Source organism: Paraburkholderia sp. BR10141 (assembly GCF_056155635.1).
In genome coordinates this window covers 254,084-269,826 of the sequence record NZ_JBMIQH010000001.1, presented here as the reverse complement: position 1 = coordinate 269,826, position 15,743 = coordinate 254,084, and the positions used below count along the sequence as shown (strand labels likewise).

Below are 15,743 nucleotides of genomic sequence, written 5' to 3'. Positions count from 1 at the left end.
TCAAAGCAGGGGGGCGGCGCTGCGCGGCCTGACTTCGGAATTGCGTACTTCAGGCGGAGAGGGGTCGAGCGATCCCTCTTCCGCGTCGTCTCCTTCTTGTTTCCTTCAGGGGGGAATCAACGCGTCAGTGGCCGGTCTTCAACTGGGCCCACAGACGGTTTTCAAGGCGCAGGATGTCGGCCGGCATCGGCTTCATCAGCGTCATCTTCTTGAGCACGTCTTCCGACGGGTACACCGTCGCGTCCTGCGCGACTGCCGGCGTGACGAACTGGCGTGCGGCCTTGTTCGCCGTCGGGTAGAACACTTCGTTGGTGATCTGCGCGTTGACCTTCGGATCCGAGATGTAGTTGATCCACTTCATCGCGTTTTCGGGGTGCGGTGCGTCCTTGGGTATGACCATCACGTCGAACCACAGCAGACCGCCTTCCTTCACGTTCGAGAATTTGACGTCGTACGAGCGCTTGGCTTCTTCGGCGCGGCGGTGCGCGATGCCGACGTCGCCCGACCATGCCACGGCAACGCAGATATCGTTGTTCACGAGGTCGTTGATATAGCCCGACGAATTGAACTGGGTGATATACGGGCGGACTTTCTTCAGCACTTCGAATGCGGCTTGATAGTCCGCGGGGTTCGTGCTGTTGGGGTCCTTGTGCATGTATTGCAGCGTCGCGGCGAACACGTCCACGGCCTGGTCGAGGAACGACACGCCGCAGCCCTTGAGCTTCGAGAGATTTTGCGGATCGAACACGAGCGCCCAGCTATCGACCGGCGCGTTCGGCCCGAGCGCCTTTTCCACGGCCTGCTTGTTGTAGCCGATGCCATCGGTGCCGAACGCCCAGGGCACGCCGTACTGGTTGCCCGGGTCCGCGTCTGAGATCATGTGCATGAGCACGGGATCGAGGTTCGCGAGGTTGGGGATCTTCGATTTGTCGAGCTTCTGGTAGACACCCGCCTGAATCTGCTTGGCCATGTAATTCGAGGTGGGCACGACGATGTCATAGCCCGAGCTGCCGGCCAGCAGCTTGGCCTGGAGCGTGTCGTCGCTGTCGTAGTTGTCGTATTTGACCTTGATGCCCGCTTCTTTTTCGAAGTTCGGGATCGTGTCTTTCGCAATGTAGTCGGACCAGTTGTAGACGTTCAGATCGCCGTCTGCCGCGTGCGCTGGCGCGCTGGGAATGGCCGTGAGGCCTGCACACGCTGCGAGGGCCGCGATCGCGACCGCATGACGAAGATGACTAACACTCATGTTGCTTTCCCCTGAAGATGAAGATCGGCGGGAGGCCCAGCACCCCGTTGCGCCGCCCGCCGTGGACAAGTCGCGTTAAGAAAGACCCAGTTGTTGCGCGGTTTGGTCGATGGCCTTCTTCGCCTTCGACACGATTTCATCGATTTCGCCGCGCGTGACGACGAGCGGCGGCGAGAGCAGCATGCGGTCGCCCGTGGCACGCATGATGAGGTTGCCGTTGAAGCAGAAGTCGCGGCACAGCGTGCCCACGTCGCCGCCATTCGCGAAGCGCTTGCGCGCCTTCGGATCTTCGGCGAGCTGCAGGCCCGCCACGAGACCCGCGCCCGAGATGTCGCCGATGATCGGATGATTGGCGAACGTCTCGCGCAGGCGTTGCTGGAAGTACGGGCCGGTGTCGTTCTTCACGCGCGTGACGATGCCTTCGTCGCGCAGCAGCTTGAGGTTCGCCACGGCCACGGCGGCGGCGACCGGATGCCCCGAGTACGTGAGGCCATGATTGAACTCGCCGTTCTCGATGAGCGCCTTCGCAATGCGGTCGTGAATGCCCACGGCGCCCATCGGCACGTAGCCGCTCGTGAGGCCCTTGGCCATCGTGATGAGGTCGGGCTCGAAGCCGAAGTGCTGATGCGCGAACCACTCGCCGGTGCGGCCGAAGCCACCGATGACTTCGTCGGCGCACAGCAGGATGTCGTACTTGCGGCAAATGCGCTGTATTTCCGGCCAGTAGGTCGAGGGCGGGAAGATTACCCCGCCCGCGCCCTGGAACGGCTCGCCGATGAAGGCGGCCACGTTCTCCGCGCCCACTTCGAGAATCTTCGCTTCGAGCTGCTGCGCACGCGCGAGGCCGAATTCCTCGGGCGACATGTTGCCTTGCGCTTCGCCATAGAAGTACGGCTGGTCGATGTGCACGATGTTCTCGACCTTCGAGGGCATCTGCTCGTGCATGTAACCCATGCCGCCCAGCGTGCCGCCCGCGATGGTCGAGCCGTGGTACGCATTCCGGCGCGAGATGACGACCTTCTTCGAGGACTTGCCTTGCGTGAGCCAGTACTGATGCACGATGCGCAGTACCGTGTCGTTGCCTTCGGAGCCGCTGTTGCAATAGAAGAAGTGGTTGAACGGCTCAGGCGAAAGCTGCGCGAGCAGCGCCGACAATTCGATGACCGGCGGGTGCGTGGTCTTGAAGAAGGTGTTGTAGAAGGGCAGTTCCAGCATTTGCTCGTAGGCGGCGTCGGCCAGTTCCTTGCGGCCATAGCCCACGTTCACGCACCAGAGCCCGGCCATGCCGTCGATGATCTGGTTGCCTTCCGAGTCCCACAGGTACACGCCTTTCGCCTTCACGATCACGCGGCTGCCCGTCTGGTTGAGCGAGCCCATATCCGAAAACGGGTGAATGTGATGCGCGGCGTCCAGCGCGCGGTACTCGCTCGTCGAGCGCGCCGTTCGGCTGGATTGCGCGCGTAGCGTCGTCGGCACTTCCTGCAGCGCGCTGGCCGGGGCGTCGATTCGATAGCTCATTGCTGTATCTCCTTTCGTTTTTACACGTGCAGCAGCAGGTGCTTGCGTTCCCACGAACTGATCACGCGGAAATAGGCTTCGTATTCGGTTTCCTTGAGCGCGAGGTAGGCGCGCACGAACTTCTCGCCGAGGATGTCCTTGAGCGGCTCGCACGAGCCCATCAGCGTGAGGCCTTCCTCGAGATTGCGCGGCAACTGGTAGGGCAGCGAGTAGCCGTCGCTCACGAGCGGTTCGGTGGGCTTGAGATGCTGCGTCATCCCCAGATAGCCCGCGGCCAGCGTGCCGGCGATCGCGAGGTACGGGTTGGTGTCGACGCCGGGAATGCGGTTTTCCACGCGGCGCGCAGCCGGCGACGAGTACGGCACGCGGAAGCCCACGGTACGGTTGTCGTAGCCCCATGCCACGTTGATCGGCGCGGCCATGAAACGCGAAAGGCGGCGATACGAGTTGATGTACGGCGCGAAGATCGGCATGAGCGCTGGCGTGTACTTCTGCATGCCAGCGATATACGCGTAGAACATGTCCGTGGGCTTGCCGTCCGAACCCGTGAAGAGGTTCTGACCGCTTTCCTCCGAAACGAGGCTCTGATGCACGTGCATAGCCGAGCCCGGTTCGTTCTCCATGGGCTTGGCCATGAACGTGGCGTACATGTGATGGCGCAGCGCGGCTTCACGCACCGTGCGCTTGAAAAGGAACACGCGGTCGGCAAGATTGAGCGGATCCCCGTGCAGGAAGTTGATCTCCATCTGCGCCGCGCCCACTTCGTGAATCAGCGTATCGACTTCGAGATCCTGAATATCGCAGTACTCGTAGATGTCTTCGAACAGCGGATCGAACTCGTTCACCGCTTCGATCGAATACGCCTGGCGGCCCGTTTCCGGACGGCCTGTACGGCCGATGGGCGGCGCGAGCGGAATATCCGGATCCTTGTTCATATCGACGAGATAGAACTCGAGTTCCGGCGCGATCACCGGCTTCCAGCCCTTCGCGGCATACAGGTCGAGCACGCGGCGCAGCACGCGGCGCGGCGAGATCTCGACAGGCGTGCCGTCGAAATGCACGCAGTCGTGAATCACTTGCGCGGTGGGATCGACAGCCCATGGAATGATGCGGATCGTCGAAGGGTCGGGCACACACACCATGTCGGGGTCGGTGACGCCGGTGAGGCTTCCGTCCTCGGGGTAGTCGCCCGTTACGGTCTGGATCATCACGGCTTGCGGCAGGCGCATCGCCTCGCCCGATTCGAACTTGCTGCGCGGGATGATCTTGCCGCGCGCAATCCCCGCCATGTCGGGGATGATGGCTTCGATTTCGGTGATGTGGTGCTTCTTCAGGAATTCGTCGATTTCATGCATGATCTTTCTCTCTGTTCTGTATGGGCCGGCATCAGGCGTGGGCGGCGCGCGGCGCATGCGCCACGTCGTGTCCGGCCCCGCCCGGTATTCGGGCCAGCATGTGGTTGCGGCAGGCTTCGCCGAACGTGCGGAAGATAGCGGTGGACAGCGCGTCGTCGGCGTACTTCCATTCGGGGTGCCACTGCACGCCAAGCGCAAAACCGGGTGCGTTCGCAACGCTCACGGCTTCGATAAGGCCGTCGGGTGCGAATGCCTCGGCCACGAGGCCCGCGCCCAGCCGTTCGATGCCCTGACCGTGCAGCGAATTCACGCGTGCTTCGCGCGCGCCGCCCGCAAGCTGTTGCAGCACACCGCCTTCCACGAGCTTCAACGCGTGCGCCGGACCGTATTGCGTGTCGAGCGGATCGTCCTTGTTCTCGCGATGGTCGTCGTAGCGCGCAACGTTGTGCACCTGCTGATGCAGCGTGCCGCCGAACACCACGTTCATCTCCTGGAAGCCGCGGCAGATCGCGAGCACCGGCACGCCGGCCTCGATCGCGGCGCGCAGGAGCGGCAGCGTGGTGGCGTCGCGAGCGGGGTCGTGCAGCGTGCCGCTCTCGCTTGCCGGGCCGCCATAACGATGCGGCTCGACGTTCGAATAGCTGCCGGTGAAAAGCAGTCCGTCCACGGCTTCGAGAATGTCTGCCGCAGTCTGCCGCTCGCCCAGGGCGGGCAGCACGAGTGCGAGCGCGCCTGCTCCATTCACAGCCGCGGCGATGTACTTCTCGCCGGCAACATGTGACGCGTGCGCTCCCATCATCGTGCGGTCGGCCGTGACGCCAACTAATGGTCTGGTTCGCATGACTAATGATTCGCTTGCTTGCCCGTGCGTAGTGTGTCGGCGCTACGGGCGTGACATGACCTTGCAGCCTTGCGGGACGCAAAACTACAAACCCTGTGTGCTCCGCGCAGCGGCGCTAACGGATGGCGCTGCGCGTGGAGATCATGTAGGCGGTTCGTTTCTTGCCGTTGTGAGGCGCAACGGTGTTCAGGCGTGCGCAGCCACATCGCGAAGGCGCGACAGGACACTTCGCGAACCAACGACGGCGAAGAAAACGAACAGCGCGGGAAGGAGAGGCGCTAGGGCAGAAGCGACGCGACTTCGTCCGTGTGGACGGCAATGAAGGCGCGTGCAGAGACCGAGTTGTGACGCCGAACAGAGCGGCGGGAAAGGATCGTGAAGACGGACAGGAACAGGCGAGAGGCAAGCCTGCCGCTACTGCCGTCGGCGATGGCGGTGCAGTCACTGCGAAGACACCTCGCATGACTACGATCCCACCTCACCAGAGGGCCACGGACTCTCACAATAACACTCGACTGGTTGCGTTGAAAAAGGCGTTTGGTTCAAGCATTCGAGGTCGTCAAATTCAGCGATGCATCAAACATTGAACGACATCGATGTATTGCTTTCCAAACTCAGCCGACTTGCTATGTTCCTCGCATAAAACGCGGTTTTTGCGTTGCAACGCGATAGAAACGATGCAGTGTTCGACCTGTAGTTCAGCATATACGAGTCAAAAAGGGCGTCAATTATTTTTTCAAGTTTTTGATGTCAGCACTTTCCCCGAGAGCCCTTTGAAATAGCTCGCTGTGCGAAATATCGGCTCCTGCACTTATATTTCGAATAACTTACAGGGGTTTGTACTGACGCAAAATAAAGCAAACTGATTAGAATATTCAACACGTCCACCGCGCCCTCTCCTCGCGCGTTCACTGCCAACGGTCCTTCATCGTGTCCGAGTCCGCCTCTGTATCATCCGAAGTCGCCACGCGTCTACGTTATGTCCGCAAACGCTATGGTTTGTCGCAGCGCGAGCTCGCCAAGCGCGCAGGCGTGACCAATGGCGCGATCTCGCTGATCGAGCAAAGTCGCGTCAGTCCCTCGGTGGGGTCGCTCAAGAAGCTGCTCGAATGCATACCAATGAGCCTCGCTGAATTCTTCACATTTGACCTGACCGAAGGGACAGAAGTCGTGTCGCGGCGCGGCGAAATGCCGAACCTCGGCAACGAATCGATCGAGTTCTATCTGGCCGGCGCGAACGTGAAGGACCGCAACATGGGCATCATGCGCGAGGTCTATCAGCCGCTGGCCGATACCGGCCCTGAAATGCTGGTGCATGCGGGGCATGAAGGGGGCGTGGTGGTCGCCGGACAACTCGAGCTGACCGTGGACGGCACGACCTGGCTGCTCGACCCCGGAGACAGCTACTATTTCGAAAGCCGCTTCCCGCACCGGTTTCGCAATCCCAGCGCGAACGAAGTCTGCGAAGTGGTGTCGGCGAACTCGCCGCCCACCTTCTGACTCCCTGATCGCGCGAACCCGTTTCACCTGACGCCGCGTTGCAGCGTGCAAGGTGGATCGCAAATCATTGAGGCATCCTGATGGAAAAGAAAACATTCGCTTACTGGCAGGACAGGGCCGCGACGCTTCCGATCGAAGGTCGCGCATTCATCGACGGCGCGTATCGCGATGCATATTCGGGCCGCACGTTCGATTGCGTGAGCCCGATCGACGGCCGCGTGCTCGCGAGCGTGGCCGATTGCGGCGCAGCCGATGTCGATGCCGCGGTCGGCGCTGCCCGCCGCGCGTTCGACGAAGGCGTCTGGGCTGGCCTGAATCCGCGTGCGCGCAAGGCCGTTCTGCTGCGCTGGGCCGCGCTCATGCGCGAGCATCTCGACGAACTCGCGCTGCTCGAAACGCTCGACGCAGGCAAGCCGATTGGCGACACGACGACCGTAGATGTGCCAGGCGCGGCTTATTGTGTGGAATGGTTCGCGGAGGCCATCGACAAGGTGGGTGGCGAAGTCGTGCCCGCCGATCATCATCTGGTGGGCCTCGTCACGCGCGAGCCCATTGGCGTGGTCGCCGCCGTCGTGCCGTGGAATTTCCCGATCCTGATGGCCTCGTGGAAGTTCGGGCCCGCGCTCGCGGCGGGCAACAGTGTCGTGCTCAAGCCTTCGGAGAAGTCGCCGCTCACGGCCATTCGCGTGGCGCAGCTTGCGCACGAGGCCGGCATTCCGGCCGGCGTATTCAACGTGCTGCCCGGTGGCGGGGAGCCCGGGAAGCTGCTCGGCCTGCATCGCGACGTGGACTGCATTGCGTTCACGGGCTCGACGAACGTGGGCAAGCAGATCATGCAGTACGCGGGGCAGTCGAATCTCAAGCGCGTGTGGCTGGAGCTTGGCGGCAAGTCGCCCAATATCGTGCTGCACGACTGCCCGGACCTCGACCGTGCGGCGAACGCGGCGGCGGGCGCGATCTTCTACAACATGGGTGAAATGTGTACGGCGGGATCGCGCCTGCTCGTCCATCACGAGATCAAGGACGTATTCCTCGCGAAGCTCGTCGAGGCGGCGAAGGCCTATAAGCCAGGCAATCCTCTCGATCCGGATGTGTCGATGGGCGCGATCATCGACAAGATTCAGCTGGAGCGGGTGCTGAGCTATATCGAAGCCGGTCGCAAGGACTCGAAGCTGCTGACAGGCGGTGAACGCGTGAATGCCGAGGGTGGGGGCTTCTACGTGCAGCCCACGGTGTTCGATACGCATCACGACACGAAGATCGCGCGCGAGGAAATCTTCGGGCCGGTGCTGTCGGTCATTACCTTCAGCACGATCGACGAAGCGGTGCGCATTGCCAACGACAGTGACTACGGGCTCGCGGCTGCGGTCTGGACCGCGAACCTCACGCACGCGCATGAAATTTCGCGCAGGCTCCGTGCGGGCACGGTGTGGGTGAACTGCTACGACGAAGGCGGGGACATGAACTTCCCGTTCGGCGGCTTCAAGGAATCCGGCAACGGTCGCGACAAGTCGTTGCACGCGCTCGAGAAGTACACGGAACTCAAGTCCACGCTCGTGCGGCTGCGATAACGCGAGTTATCGCTCGGAGTTACCGTTCCACCAGCGCGCCGAGATTGGCGCGCACCCGCTGAAGCATCGCGCCGAACTGCTCAGCTTCTTCAGGCGTGAAGCCCGCCAGGGCTTCCGCCTGGACTTCGTCACCTACGCGGCGCGCGCCCGTGAGCACGCCTTGTGCCCTGGGCGTCAGGCTAACCAGCAATTCGCGGCGGTCGTCCGGGTTGGGCGTGCGCACGACCCAGCCGCCTTCTTCCATGCGCTCGAGCAGCCGCCCCGCGGAAATGGGCGCCACTTCCAGCAGTTCGGCGAGGCGCGCCTGGTTCATGTCGCCGTAGTGCGCGAGGTACGCGATCATGCGGCACTGCGCGCGCGTGAGTTCGAGCGACGACTTCGCAAGCTCGTCGTAACGTTTGCCATAGAGCCGGCCCACGTCGACGACCAGGAAGCCAAAGCGCTTTTCGAGGTCGGTAGTCATCGCGCGATTATACGGGCGGGCGGCTCGCGCCTTCGCACGAGCGTCCCTGGCGATACCGATTGCGTCAGCAGGTGCGAGTCGTATAATAAGCAGGCTTATTAATTCGGCATGCTCCGCCCCCCAATCAAGATAGCCGCCAGACACCCGCACGATGACCGCAGTCATGCAGGACGGCACCGCCGCGCAGCATCGGGCGGAGCCGGTCAAGGAAGCCCCGCTCAATCGCGGCATGATCACGCTCTCGATCATGCTCGCCACGCTGATGCAAACGCTGGACAGCACGATCGCCAATGTCGCGCTGCCGCACATGCAGGGCACGCTGTCTGCCTCCCAGGACGAGATCACCTGGGTGCTCACCTCGTATATCGTCGCCGCCGCCATCGCCACGCCGCTCACGGGCTGGCTCGCCGACCGTTACGGCGTCAAGCGGCTCCTTGGCATGGCGATTGCCGGCTTCACCGTGGCCTCGGCGCTGTGCGGGCTTTCCGAAACGCTCGGCGAGATCGTCGCGTCGCGGCTGTTGCAGGGCGTGTTCGGCGCATCGCTCGTGCCGCTCTCGCAGTCCATTCTTCTCGACATCAATCCGCGCGAGCGCCAGGGGCAGGCCATGGCGGTCTGGGGCATGGGCGTGATGGTCGGTCCCGTGCTGGGGCCCACGCTGGGCGGCTGGCTCACGGATAGCTACAACTGGCGCTGGGTGTTCTTCATCAACGTGCCGGTGGGCCTGTTCGCGTTTTTCGGCGTCTCGACTTTCATGCCCGCGCGCGTGCCTGGCCGCACGCAGCGCTTCGACGTGTTCGGCTTCGCCACGCTCGCGCTTGCCATCGGCGCGTTGCAGGCCTTGCTCGACCGCGGCGAGCAGCTCGACTGGTTCGGCTCGCTGGAGATCCGCATCGAGGCGCTGGTGGCGGTCATTGCCTTCGCGTTCTTCGTCGTGCATACGGCCACCTCGGGGCCCGGCACGTTCTTTCGCTACCAGCTCCTCAAGGACCGCAACTTCGCTACGGGCACGCTCTTCATCTTCGTGATCGGCGCAGTGCTGTACGCCACGCGCGCGCTGCTGCCGCCCATGCTGCAGAACCTCATGGGCTATCCGGTCGCCACTACGGGGCTCGTGACCGCGCCGAGCGGCGCGGGCACCATGGTCGCCATGCTGATAGCCGGACGCATACTGAAACGCGTGGACGCGCGCATTATGCTGCTGTTCGGCTTTGTGGTCTCCGCCTACGCGCTCTGGCAGATGATGCAGTACACGCTCGTGCTTTCGCCCTCGGATATCGTGTGGCCGGGCGTGGTGCAGGGCTTTGGCCTCGGCTTCGTGTTCGTGCCGCTTTCCGCGCTGACGTTCTCGACGCTGACACCGCAACTGCGCGCGGACGGCACGGCCACCTATAGCTTGATGCGCAACATCGGTAGCAGTATCGGCATTTCGATCGTGCAGACCTTCGTCACGCGCGGCACGCAGATCGCGCATTCGGACCTCGCCGCGAACATCACGCCGTTCAATCCGGCGGTTCAGCAGATGCTCGAAAGCGGTTCGCGGTACGATCTCGCCGTGCTCAACCAGTCGATCACGCAGCAGGCCCAGATGATCGCGTATCTGAACGACTTCAAGATGATGTTCGTGGCGACGCTGCTCGTGATTCCGCTGCTCTTTCTGATCCGCACCGGCCCGAGTGCCGCCACCGTCGATACGAGTCACGCGGCGATGGATTAGCGAACCTGTTCGTCTTCCGTTTCACCCTGGCGCGCGGCACGTCCGCGCGCTTTGCATTCACGAATTCCGATGCTTTCTGCCGTTTCCATTCTCCTGCCGGTTTTCGGTCTCATTTTCGCGGGCTTCGCCTGCCGTCGCACGAATGTCCTCGGGCCCGCCGCGGCTTCCGAGCTGAACCGCTTTGTCGTGTGGCTCGCACTTCCGGCGCTGCTCTTCGATATCCTTGCGCACGCAACGTGGCACGAGCTCTATCAGCCGGCGTTCGTCGCCGCCTTCGGCCTTGCCGGTCTCGCCGTGTTCGTCGCCGTGGTGGGGGCGCGCGTGTTCCTCGGCCGCCCGCTCGCCGATGCGAGCATCGACGGGCTTGCCGCCGCGTATCCGAATACCGGTTACGTGGGTTTCCCGCTGTGCATGATCGCCTTCGGGCCGTCGAGCCTCACGCCCACGACCATCGCGACGATCCTCGTGGTCTGCGTGCTGTTCGCCATCGCCATCGTGTTGATCGAAACGGGACTGCAAAGCGAGCGGCGTCCGCACCGGCTCGCCATCAAGGTGGTGCGCTCGCTGCTGCGCAATCCGCTGCTGGTGGCGCCGGCGCTGGGGGCGGTCGTTTCGGCCGCGCATGTCACGTTGCCCGCTAGCGCGGAAACGTTTCTCAAGCTCCTGGGCGGCGCGGCGAGCCCGTGCGCGCTTGTGAGCCTCGGGCTGTTTCTCGCCGAGCGTCGCGCGAGCGGCGAGGCGCCGCGCGAGTCGTCGTGGTGGCTCACGCTCTGCAAGCTCGTCGGGCAGCCGCTGCTCACGTGGTGGCTGGCCGATCGCGTTTTCGGGCTGCCTGACCCGCTCGTGGAAATCGCGGTGTTGCTAGCGGCGCTGCCCACGGGCACCGGCCCGTTCATGCTCGCCGAGTACTACCGGCGCGAGGCGCACGTGACGTCGCGTACCATTTTGCATTCCACACTCGGTTCACTCGTCACGCTCACGCTGATCCTGCTGCATCTGCACCACGGCTGAAAGCCGGCGCGGCACGATGCTTGCTGGCATAAAAGCCAGGACCATCGATCAGGAGAATTGGCGATGAACTGGCTACGACGCTCGAGCGCCGCGCGCGCCTCACTCGTCATCACCGTCGTGCTCACCGCAGCGGGCACGGGAGCCTGCACGCTGGGCGGCGCCGCCGCGGGCGGCTACGTCGGCAACCGGGCCACCAACGGCAGCGCGGTCGGCACCGTGGGCGGCGCCGTGGCCGGCGGCGTGATCGGCCATGAACTGAGCAAGTAGGCGCGAGACTTCCTGTTACTTCACGGCGCCTAGTGCGAGTCCCTTCACCATATAGCGCTGCAGCCAGGCGAACACCACGGACACCGGCAGCGTGGCGGCGAGCGTGGCCGCCATGACGAGCTGCCATTCCACGGTGTACTTGCCGGCCACCATGTCGGTGACCTGCACCGTGAGCGTCTTGTTCTCGGGCGAGCGGATCAGCGTGTAGACCACGGCGAACTCATTCCACGCGCTGATGAACGTGAAGATTGCCGTGACCACCACGGCCGGCACCGCGAGCGGCAGGAACACGCGGAACACGGCACCCGTGCGGCTGCAGCCTTCGAGCCACGCCGATTCTTCGAGATCGCGCGGCACGGTCTGGAAATACGACGAGAGCATCCACACGGCAAACGCGATATTGAACGCCGCATAAGAGACGATCACGCCGATCTTCGAATCGACGAGATTGCCGTCGCCGTACGGAATCATCGCGGCGAGCCGGAACAGGCCGACCACGAGCAGGATCGGCGAGAGCATCTGCGTGACGAGCAGGAACTGGCGGTACAGGCCGCGCCCGCGGAACGGAAAGCGCGCGAGCGCATAGGCGGCCGGGAGGCTCACGGCGAGCGCGAGCGCGGTGGAAAGACAGCTCACCACGATGCTGTTGCGCAGCGCGACGCCGAAGTTCGCGGCCTGCCACATGTCGACGTAGTTCTGCCAGCGCCACTGCATCGGCAGCCAGCGCGCCGGATAGACGAACACTTCCGAAGCCGGCTTGAACGAGGTGAAGAACATCACCGCGAACGGGAACAGGACGGCCACGACGAGTGGCGAGAGCACGAGCCAGCACCAGATCGAGCGTTTGAGCTTGCGGTTCATGCCAGGTCTCCTTCGGCGCTGCCGCGTTTTGCCTGCAGGCGCAGGTAGACCACCGAAAAGGCGAACAGGATGACGAGCATGATGAGCGAGACGGCGGCCGCTTCGCCAGGTCGTCCTAACCGGAAGCCGAGTTCGTAAAGGTAAGTGACGAGAATATGCGTGCTGTCGTCGGGTCCGCCTTGCGTCATCACCCAGATGATCGGGAACGAGTTGAACACGTAGATCACGTTCAGCAGGACCGCCATGTTGATGAACGGCTTGAGCAGCGGCAGCGTGAGCTGGCGGAACTGTTGCCAGGCGCTCGCACCGTCAATGCGCGCGGCTTCGTAAATATCGCCCGGCACCGAGGAAAGGCCGCCCAGCAGGATCGTGGTCGTGAAGGGGATCGACACGAGTATGCCCACGCAGATTTCCACCGGGAACGCATACTCGGGCGTCGCGAGCCAGTGGATCGGCCCCGTAGTGAGGCCGAGGCGCTGCAGCGTGACATTGACCATGCCGTAGTCGTCGTTGAACGCCCAGCGCCAGACCACGGCCGTCATCGTGAGCGAGACGGACCACGGCAGCATGACGATCGTGCGCGCAATGCCGCGGCCGTAAAAGTCCTGATTGAGCACGAGCGCGACCGGCACGGAAATCCCCACCGTCCCCACCACGACGAAGAATGTCCAGATCAGCGTGTTCCTCAGGGCGCTCATGAACACCGGGTCGCCGAACACGTTATAGAAGTTCTGCAGGCCGCTGAAGTCGCGAATCTGCCCGAAGCGCGACACCTCGTGCAGCGACTGATACACGATGTTGAATATCGGATAGCTGATGATGAAGAGCGCGAGCACGAGACTCGGCACGATCAGGAGCCAGGGCGCGCGGGGCGCGGAAACGGCGCGGGGTAGTCGGCTCATGCGGGTTCGTGCGCGTGATCGGTCGGGGGCATCGCCGGCCGGTGCTGTGGCGGGCGAGGGCTTCAGGGGACCCGTAGTCATGTCGAATCGTCAGTGCTTCGAAACGTCGGTTCTCAGGCGCTCCGGCGCGCGCCGGAAACTTCAGGCGCGCGCCGGTGTTGCCATCAGGGCTTGTTTGCCAGACTTACTTGCCGAGCGACTTGTTCGCTTCGGTGGCCGCCTGGTTCAGCGCATCGGCGGGCTTGGCCTTGCCAAGGTAGACCGACTGCATCGCGTTGGTCACGGCCTTGGCGGTGTCTTCCCAGCCCGTCACGGTCGGCGCGAACTTCGCATGCGGCAGCAGCGCGATGAAGGCTTGCGTGTCCGGATTCTGGAAAGCCGGGTCGCTCGCTTCAGCCTTCGTGGTCGGCAGGAAGCCTTCCGTGCTCGTGAACTGCACGCGCGGTTCCTTCGTGAACAGGAAGTCGAGGAACTTCCAGGCGCTCTGCTTCACCTTGGAGTTCTTGAACATCATGATCGAGTCGGTCACCGCGTAGGTGGCGGGCGTCGTGGCTACCGGGATCGGGTCGATGCCGTACTTGATGTTCGGTGCTTCCTTCTGCAACTGCTTGGCGAGGAACGGCGCCGAGATCATCATCGCCACGCGGCCCTGCTTGAAGAGGTTCTGCACGTCTTCACGGCTGTAGCCCGTCACGCCCGGCTGCGTGAGACCTTCGTCGATCATGGACTTGTAGAGCGTTGCGGCCTTCACGCCAGCCGGCGAGTTGAATGCCGCCTTGCCGTCCTTGCCCACCACTTCGCCGCCGTGGGTCCACAACGCGTAGTAGAAATACACGTCGGTTTCAATTTCCTTGCCCTGCAGACCGAAGCCCGCGATGCCCTTCGCCTTGAGCTTCTTCGACGCGTCGATCACGTCATTCCACGTCTTCGGGCCTTGCGGATAGCCAACCGAAGCGAGCATGTCCTTGTTGTAGTACAGCGCGCGCGCCGAAGCGGCGATCGGCAGGCCGTAGGTCTTGCCGTTGATCTGACCAGGGGCCAGGAACGGACCGATGAAGCGGCCCTTGAAGTTCGCGTCCATGTGCGGGTCGAGCGGCTCGGCAATGTCGTCCTTCACGAAGTCGAGGAGCCACCGCGTGCCGATGATCGCGAGGTCGGCGTTCGCGCCGCCGGAGATGTCCGTTTGCAGCTTCTGTTGCAGCGAGTCCCAGTTCACGTCTTCGATCTTGATCGTGATGCCTGGATTGGCGGCCTCGAACTGCTTGGCCATTTTCTCGAAGTACGGCGCGGTGGCGTCGCTGTAGTGGGCGACGGTCACGCGGACCGTATCGGCGTGCGCCGCGGCGGTGATGCCGGCGAACGCTAGCGCGACGGCGAGCTTGCCGAGCATGGTGGTTGCACGTGCCTGAAACGACATTCTCTTTCTCCTAAGTGGTTGTTCCTGCTTATGTCGCCGCCGTGACCCGGCTGCTGGGTTGCGTTGTTTGAAAAAATCCTACAGGATGAAAAAAGCGTTGTCACCTGGTAAACTCGATATTGTTTCGAGCGCCGGAATTTGCATAACATGCTGTAAAACAGGGGAAATTCATGCGCTGCAGCAGCGGCGTGCGCTCGGTATAAACCCGCATACGGACCATTGTCCATATTCGTATGTAGGAAATTTTCAGGCTCTCCGGCAAGGCTGGCGAGCCGCACGGAGAGTCGACATGAGCCGGGTGGTGCTGGTGACGGGCGCGAGCGGCGGCATAGGCCGCGCGCTATGCAAACGGTTTCTGGAAGCGGGCGACACGGTGCTCGCGCTCGACCGCGACGCGGCGGGCGTGCAACAGCTCGCGGCCGAATTCGGCGAAGCGGGCGCGGCGCGCCTCGAACCGCTCGCCGCCGACGTGAGCGATCAAGCCGCCGTGACCGCAGCCGTGGCGCGCGGCGTGGCGGCGCGTGGCCCGGTCGACGTGGCCGTGGCGAACGCGGGCGGCGCGCTCGGCACGACGCTCGCGCATACCGACGCCGCGAGCTGGCGGCGCGACATCGACCTGAATCTGAACGGGACCTACTACACGGTCGAAGCCGTGCGCGCCTCGATGATCGAGCGCCGGCGCGGCGCGCTCGTGCTGATCGGCTCGGTGAACGGCCTGTCGGCGCTCGGCCACCCCGCGTATAGCGCGGCGAAGGCGGGCCTCGTGAGCTACACGAAGGCGCTCGCCATGGAGCTGGGCCCGCACGGCATACGCGCGAACATCGTTTGCCCCGGCACGGTGAAGACGCCCGCGTGGCGCGCGCGCATCGAGCAGCATCCAAAGATATTCGAAGAACTGAGCAAGTGGTATCCGCTAGGCGACGTGGCCACGCCCGAGGACATCGCCGACGCCGTGCAGTTTCTCGCCTCGCCGCAGGCGCGCGTGATCACGGGCGTGGCGCTGCCCGTGGACGCGGGCCTCATGGCGGGCAACCGGATGATGGCGAACGAGCTGACGCTCGATCCGTTCTGAGG

15 protein-coding genes are annotated in these 15,743 nt (G+C 63.4%); 6 read left to right on the top strand and 9 right to left on the bottom strand.

The features are described from left to right. Positions 1-124 precede the first annotated feature (124 nt). The 5 genes from ACOJB8_RS01295 to ACOJB8_RS01275 all read right to left on the bottom strand — a co-directional run bounded on the left by ACOJB8_RS01295 (position 125) and on the right by ACOJB8_RS01275 (position 5,463). Complete coding sequence (locus ACOJB8_RS01295; RefSeq protein WP_069261590.1) at positions 125-1,246, bottom strand: polyamine ABC transporter substrate-binding protein; 1,122 nt, start codon at positions 1,244-1,246, stop codon at positions 125-127. Between the two features lie 75 nt (positions 1,247-1,321). After that, on the bottom strand, positions 1,322-2,764 hold the full coding sequence (locus tag ACOJB8_RS01290) for an aspartate aminotransferase family protein (protein ID WP_342946815.1): 1,443 nt from the start codon (positions 2,762-2,764) through the stop codon (positions 1,322-1,324). Between the two features lie 20 nt (positions 2,765-2,784). Next, complete coding sequence (locus ACOJB8_RS01285; RefSeq protein ID WP_069261872.1) at positions 2,785-4,119, bottom strand: glutamine synthetase family protein; 1,335 nt, start codon at positions 4,117-4,119, stop codon at positions 2,785-2,787. 31 nt (positions 4,120-4,150) lie between these two features. Beyond that, positions 4,151-4,960 carry a gamma-glutamyl-gamma-aminobutyrate hydrolase family protein gene (locus ACOJB8_RS01280; RefSeq protein WP_475010677.1) on the bottom strand — a complete coding sequence of 270 codons (810 nt, stop codon included), beginning with the start codon at positions 4,958-4,960 and terminating at the stop codon, positions 4,151-4,153. Positions 4,961-5,238: 278 nt separating this feature from the next. Further along, a complete protein-coding gene (locus ACOJB8_RS01275; RefSeq protein ID WP_236596917.1) occupies positions 5,239-5,463 on the bottom strand; it encodes a hypothetical protein in 225 nt (74 codons plus the stop codon). 427 nt (positions 5,464-5,890) lie between these two features. On the opposite strand from ACOJB8_RS01275, the gene ACOJB8_RS01270 reads away from it, so the two are divergent. Both ACOJB8_RS01270 and ACOJB8_RS01265 read left to right on the top strand, forming a co-directional pair. Beyond that, a complete protein-coding gene (locus ACOJB8_RS01270; protein WP_475010673.1) occupies positions 5,891-6,460 on the top strand; it encodes a cupin domain-containing protein in 570 nt (189 codons plus the stop codon). A gap of 80 nt (positions 6,461-6,540) precedes the next feature. Further along, positions 6,541-8,031 (top strand): aldehyde dehydrogenase, encoded by a 1,491-nt coding sequence (locus ACOJB8_RS01265; RefSeq protein ID WP_069261594.1) that lies wholly within the window; start codon positions 6,541-6,543, stop codon positions 8,029-8,031. A gap of 19 nt (positions 8,032-8,050) precedes the next feature. On the opposite strand, the gene ACOJB8_RS01260 is transcribed toward ACOJB8_RS01265, so the two are convergent. Continuing rightward, complete coding sequence (locus ACOJB8_RS01260; protein WP_069261595.1) at positions 8,051-8,494, bottom strand: MarR family winged helix-turn-helix transcriptional regulator; 444 nt, start codon at positions 8,492-8,494, stop codon at positions 8,051-8,053. 229 nt (positions 8,495-8,723) lie between these two features. On the opposite strand from ACOJB8_RS01260, the gene ACOJB8_RS01255 reads away from it, so the two are divergent. The 3 genes from ACOJB8_RS01255 to ACOJB8_RS01245 all read left to right on the top strand — a co-directional run bounded on the left by ACOJB8_RS01255 (position 8,724) and on the right by ACOJB8_RS01245 (position 11,489). Continuing rightward, entirely contained in the window at positions 8,724-10,211 is a 1,488-nt protein-coding gene (locus ACOJB8_RS01255; protein WP_342947165.1) for a DHA2 family efflux MFS transporter permease subunit, read from the top strand. Positions 10,212-10,280: 69 nt separating this feature from the next. Further along, the gene (locus tag ACOJB8_RS01250; RefSeq protein WP_342946813.1) at positions 10,281-11,222 is read left to right on the top strand and encodes an AEC family transporter; all 942 of its coding nucleotides are present in this window, start codon (positions 10,281-10,283) and stop codon (positions 11,220-11,222) included. A gap of 63 nt (positions 11,223-11,285) precedes the next feature. Continuing rightward, positions 11,286-11,489: a glycine zipper 2TM domain-containing protein gene (locus tag ACOJB8_RS01245; RefSeq protein WP_069261598.1), complete on the top strand. Its 204-nt coding sequence runs from the start codon at positions 11,286-11,288 to the stop codon at positions 11,487-11,489. A 15-nt stretch (positions 11,490-11,504) separates the two neighbouring features. On the opposite strand, the gene ACOJB8_RS01240 is transcribed toward ACOJB8_RS01245, so the two are convergent. From ACOJB8_RS01240 to ACOJB8_RS01230, 3 genes are all read right to left on the bottom strand, one after another. After that, positions 11,505-12,350: a carbohydrate ABC transporter permease gene (locus ACOJB8_RS01240; protein ID WP_069261599.1), complete on the bottom strand. Its 846-nt coding sequence runs from the start codon at positions 12,348-12,350 to the stop codon at positions 11,505-11,507. Continuing rightward, positions 12,347-13,252, bottom strand: a complete 906-nt coding sequence (locus tag ACOJB8_RS01235) for a carbohydrate ABC transporter permease (RefSeq protein ID WP_342946812.1) — start codon at positions 13,250-13,252, stop codon at positions 12,347-12,349. Before ACOJB8_RS01235 ends, ACOJB8_RS01240 begins: the two co-directional genes overlap by 4 nt. A 184-nt stretch (positions 13,253-13,436) precedes the next feature. Further along, the gene (locus ACOJB8_RS01230; RefSeq protein WP_342946811.1) at positions 13,437-14,669 is read right to left on the bottom strand and encodes an ABC transporter substrate-binding protein; all 1,233 of its coding nucleotides are present in this window, start codon (positions 14,667-14,669) and stop codon (positions 13,437-13,439) included. 289 nt (positions 14,670-14,958) lie between these two features. Here ACOJB8_RS01230 and ACOJB8_RS01225 point away from each other — a divergent pair, with 289 nt between their 5' ends. Further along, the gene (locus ACOJB8_RS01225; protein ID WP_342946810.1) at positions 14,959-15,741 is read left to right on the top strand and encodes an SDR family oxidoreductase; all 783 of its coding nucleotides are present in this window, start codon (positions 14,959-14,961) and stop codon (positions 15,739-15,741) included. Positions 15,742-15,743 lie beyond the last annotated feature (2 nt).

Bases quoted from the DNA above. Each gene is read 5' to 3' on its own strand.
- ACOJB8_RS01295 (WP_069261590.1), bottom strand. From the start codon at position 1,246: ATGAGTGTTAGTCATCTTCGTCATGCGGTCGCGATCGCGGCCCTCGCA.
- ACOJB8_RS01230 (WP_342946811.1), bottom strand. From the start codon at position 14,669: ATGTCGTTTCAGGCACGTGCAACCACCATGCTCGGCAAGCTCGCCGTC.
- ACOJB8_RS01280 (WP_475010677.1), bottom strand. From the start codon at position 4,960: ATGCGAACCAGACCATTAGTTGGCGTCACGGCCGACCGCACGATGATG.
- ACOJB8_RS01245 (WP_069261598.1), top strand. From the start codon at position 11,286: ATGAACTGGCTACGACGCTCGAGCGCCGCGCGCGCCTCACTCGTCATC.
- ACOJB8_RS01255 (WP_342947165.1), top strand. From the start codon at position 8,724: ATGATCACGCTCTCGATCATGCTCGCCACGCTGATGCAAACGCTGGAC.
- ACOJB8_RS01265 (WP_069261594.1), top strand. From the start codon at position 6,541: ATGGAAAAGAAAACATTCGCTTACTGGCAGGACAGGGCCGCGACGCTT.
- ACOJB8_RS01260 (WP_069261595.1), bottom strand. From the start codon at position 8,494: ATGACTACCGACCTCGAAAAGCGCTTTGGCTTCCTGGTCGTCGACGTG.
- ACOJB8_RS01290 (WP_342946815.1), bottom strand. From the start codon at position 2,764: ATGAGCTATCGAATCGACGCCCCGGCCAGCGCGCTGCAGGAAGTGCCG.
- ACOJB8_RS01285 (WP_069261872.1), bottom strand. From the start codon at position 4,119: ATGCATGAAATCGACGAATTCCTGAAGAAGCACCACATCACCGAAATC.
- ACOJB8_RS01250 (WP_342946813.1), top strand. From the start codon at position 10,281: ATGCTTTCTGCCGTTTCCATTCTCCTGCCGGTTTTCGGTCTCATTTTC.
- ACOJB8_RS01235 (WP_342946812.1), bottom strand. From the start codon at position 13,252: ATGAGCCGACTACCCCGCGCCGTTTCCGCGCCCCGCGCGCCCTGGCTC.
- ACOJB8_RS01240 (WP_069261599.1), bottom strand. From the start codon at position 12,350: ATGAACCGCAAGCTCAAACGCTCGATCTGGTGCTGGCTCGTGCTCTCG.
- ACOJB8_RS01225 (WP_342946810.1), top strand. From the start codon at position 14,959: ATGAGCCGGGTGGTGCTGGTGACGGGCGCGAGCGGCGGCATAGGCCGC.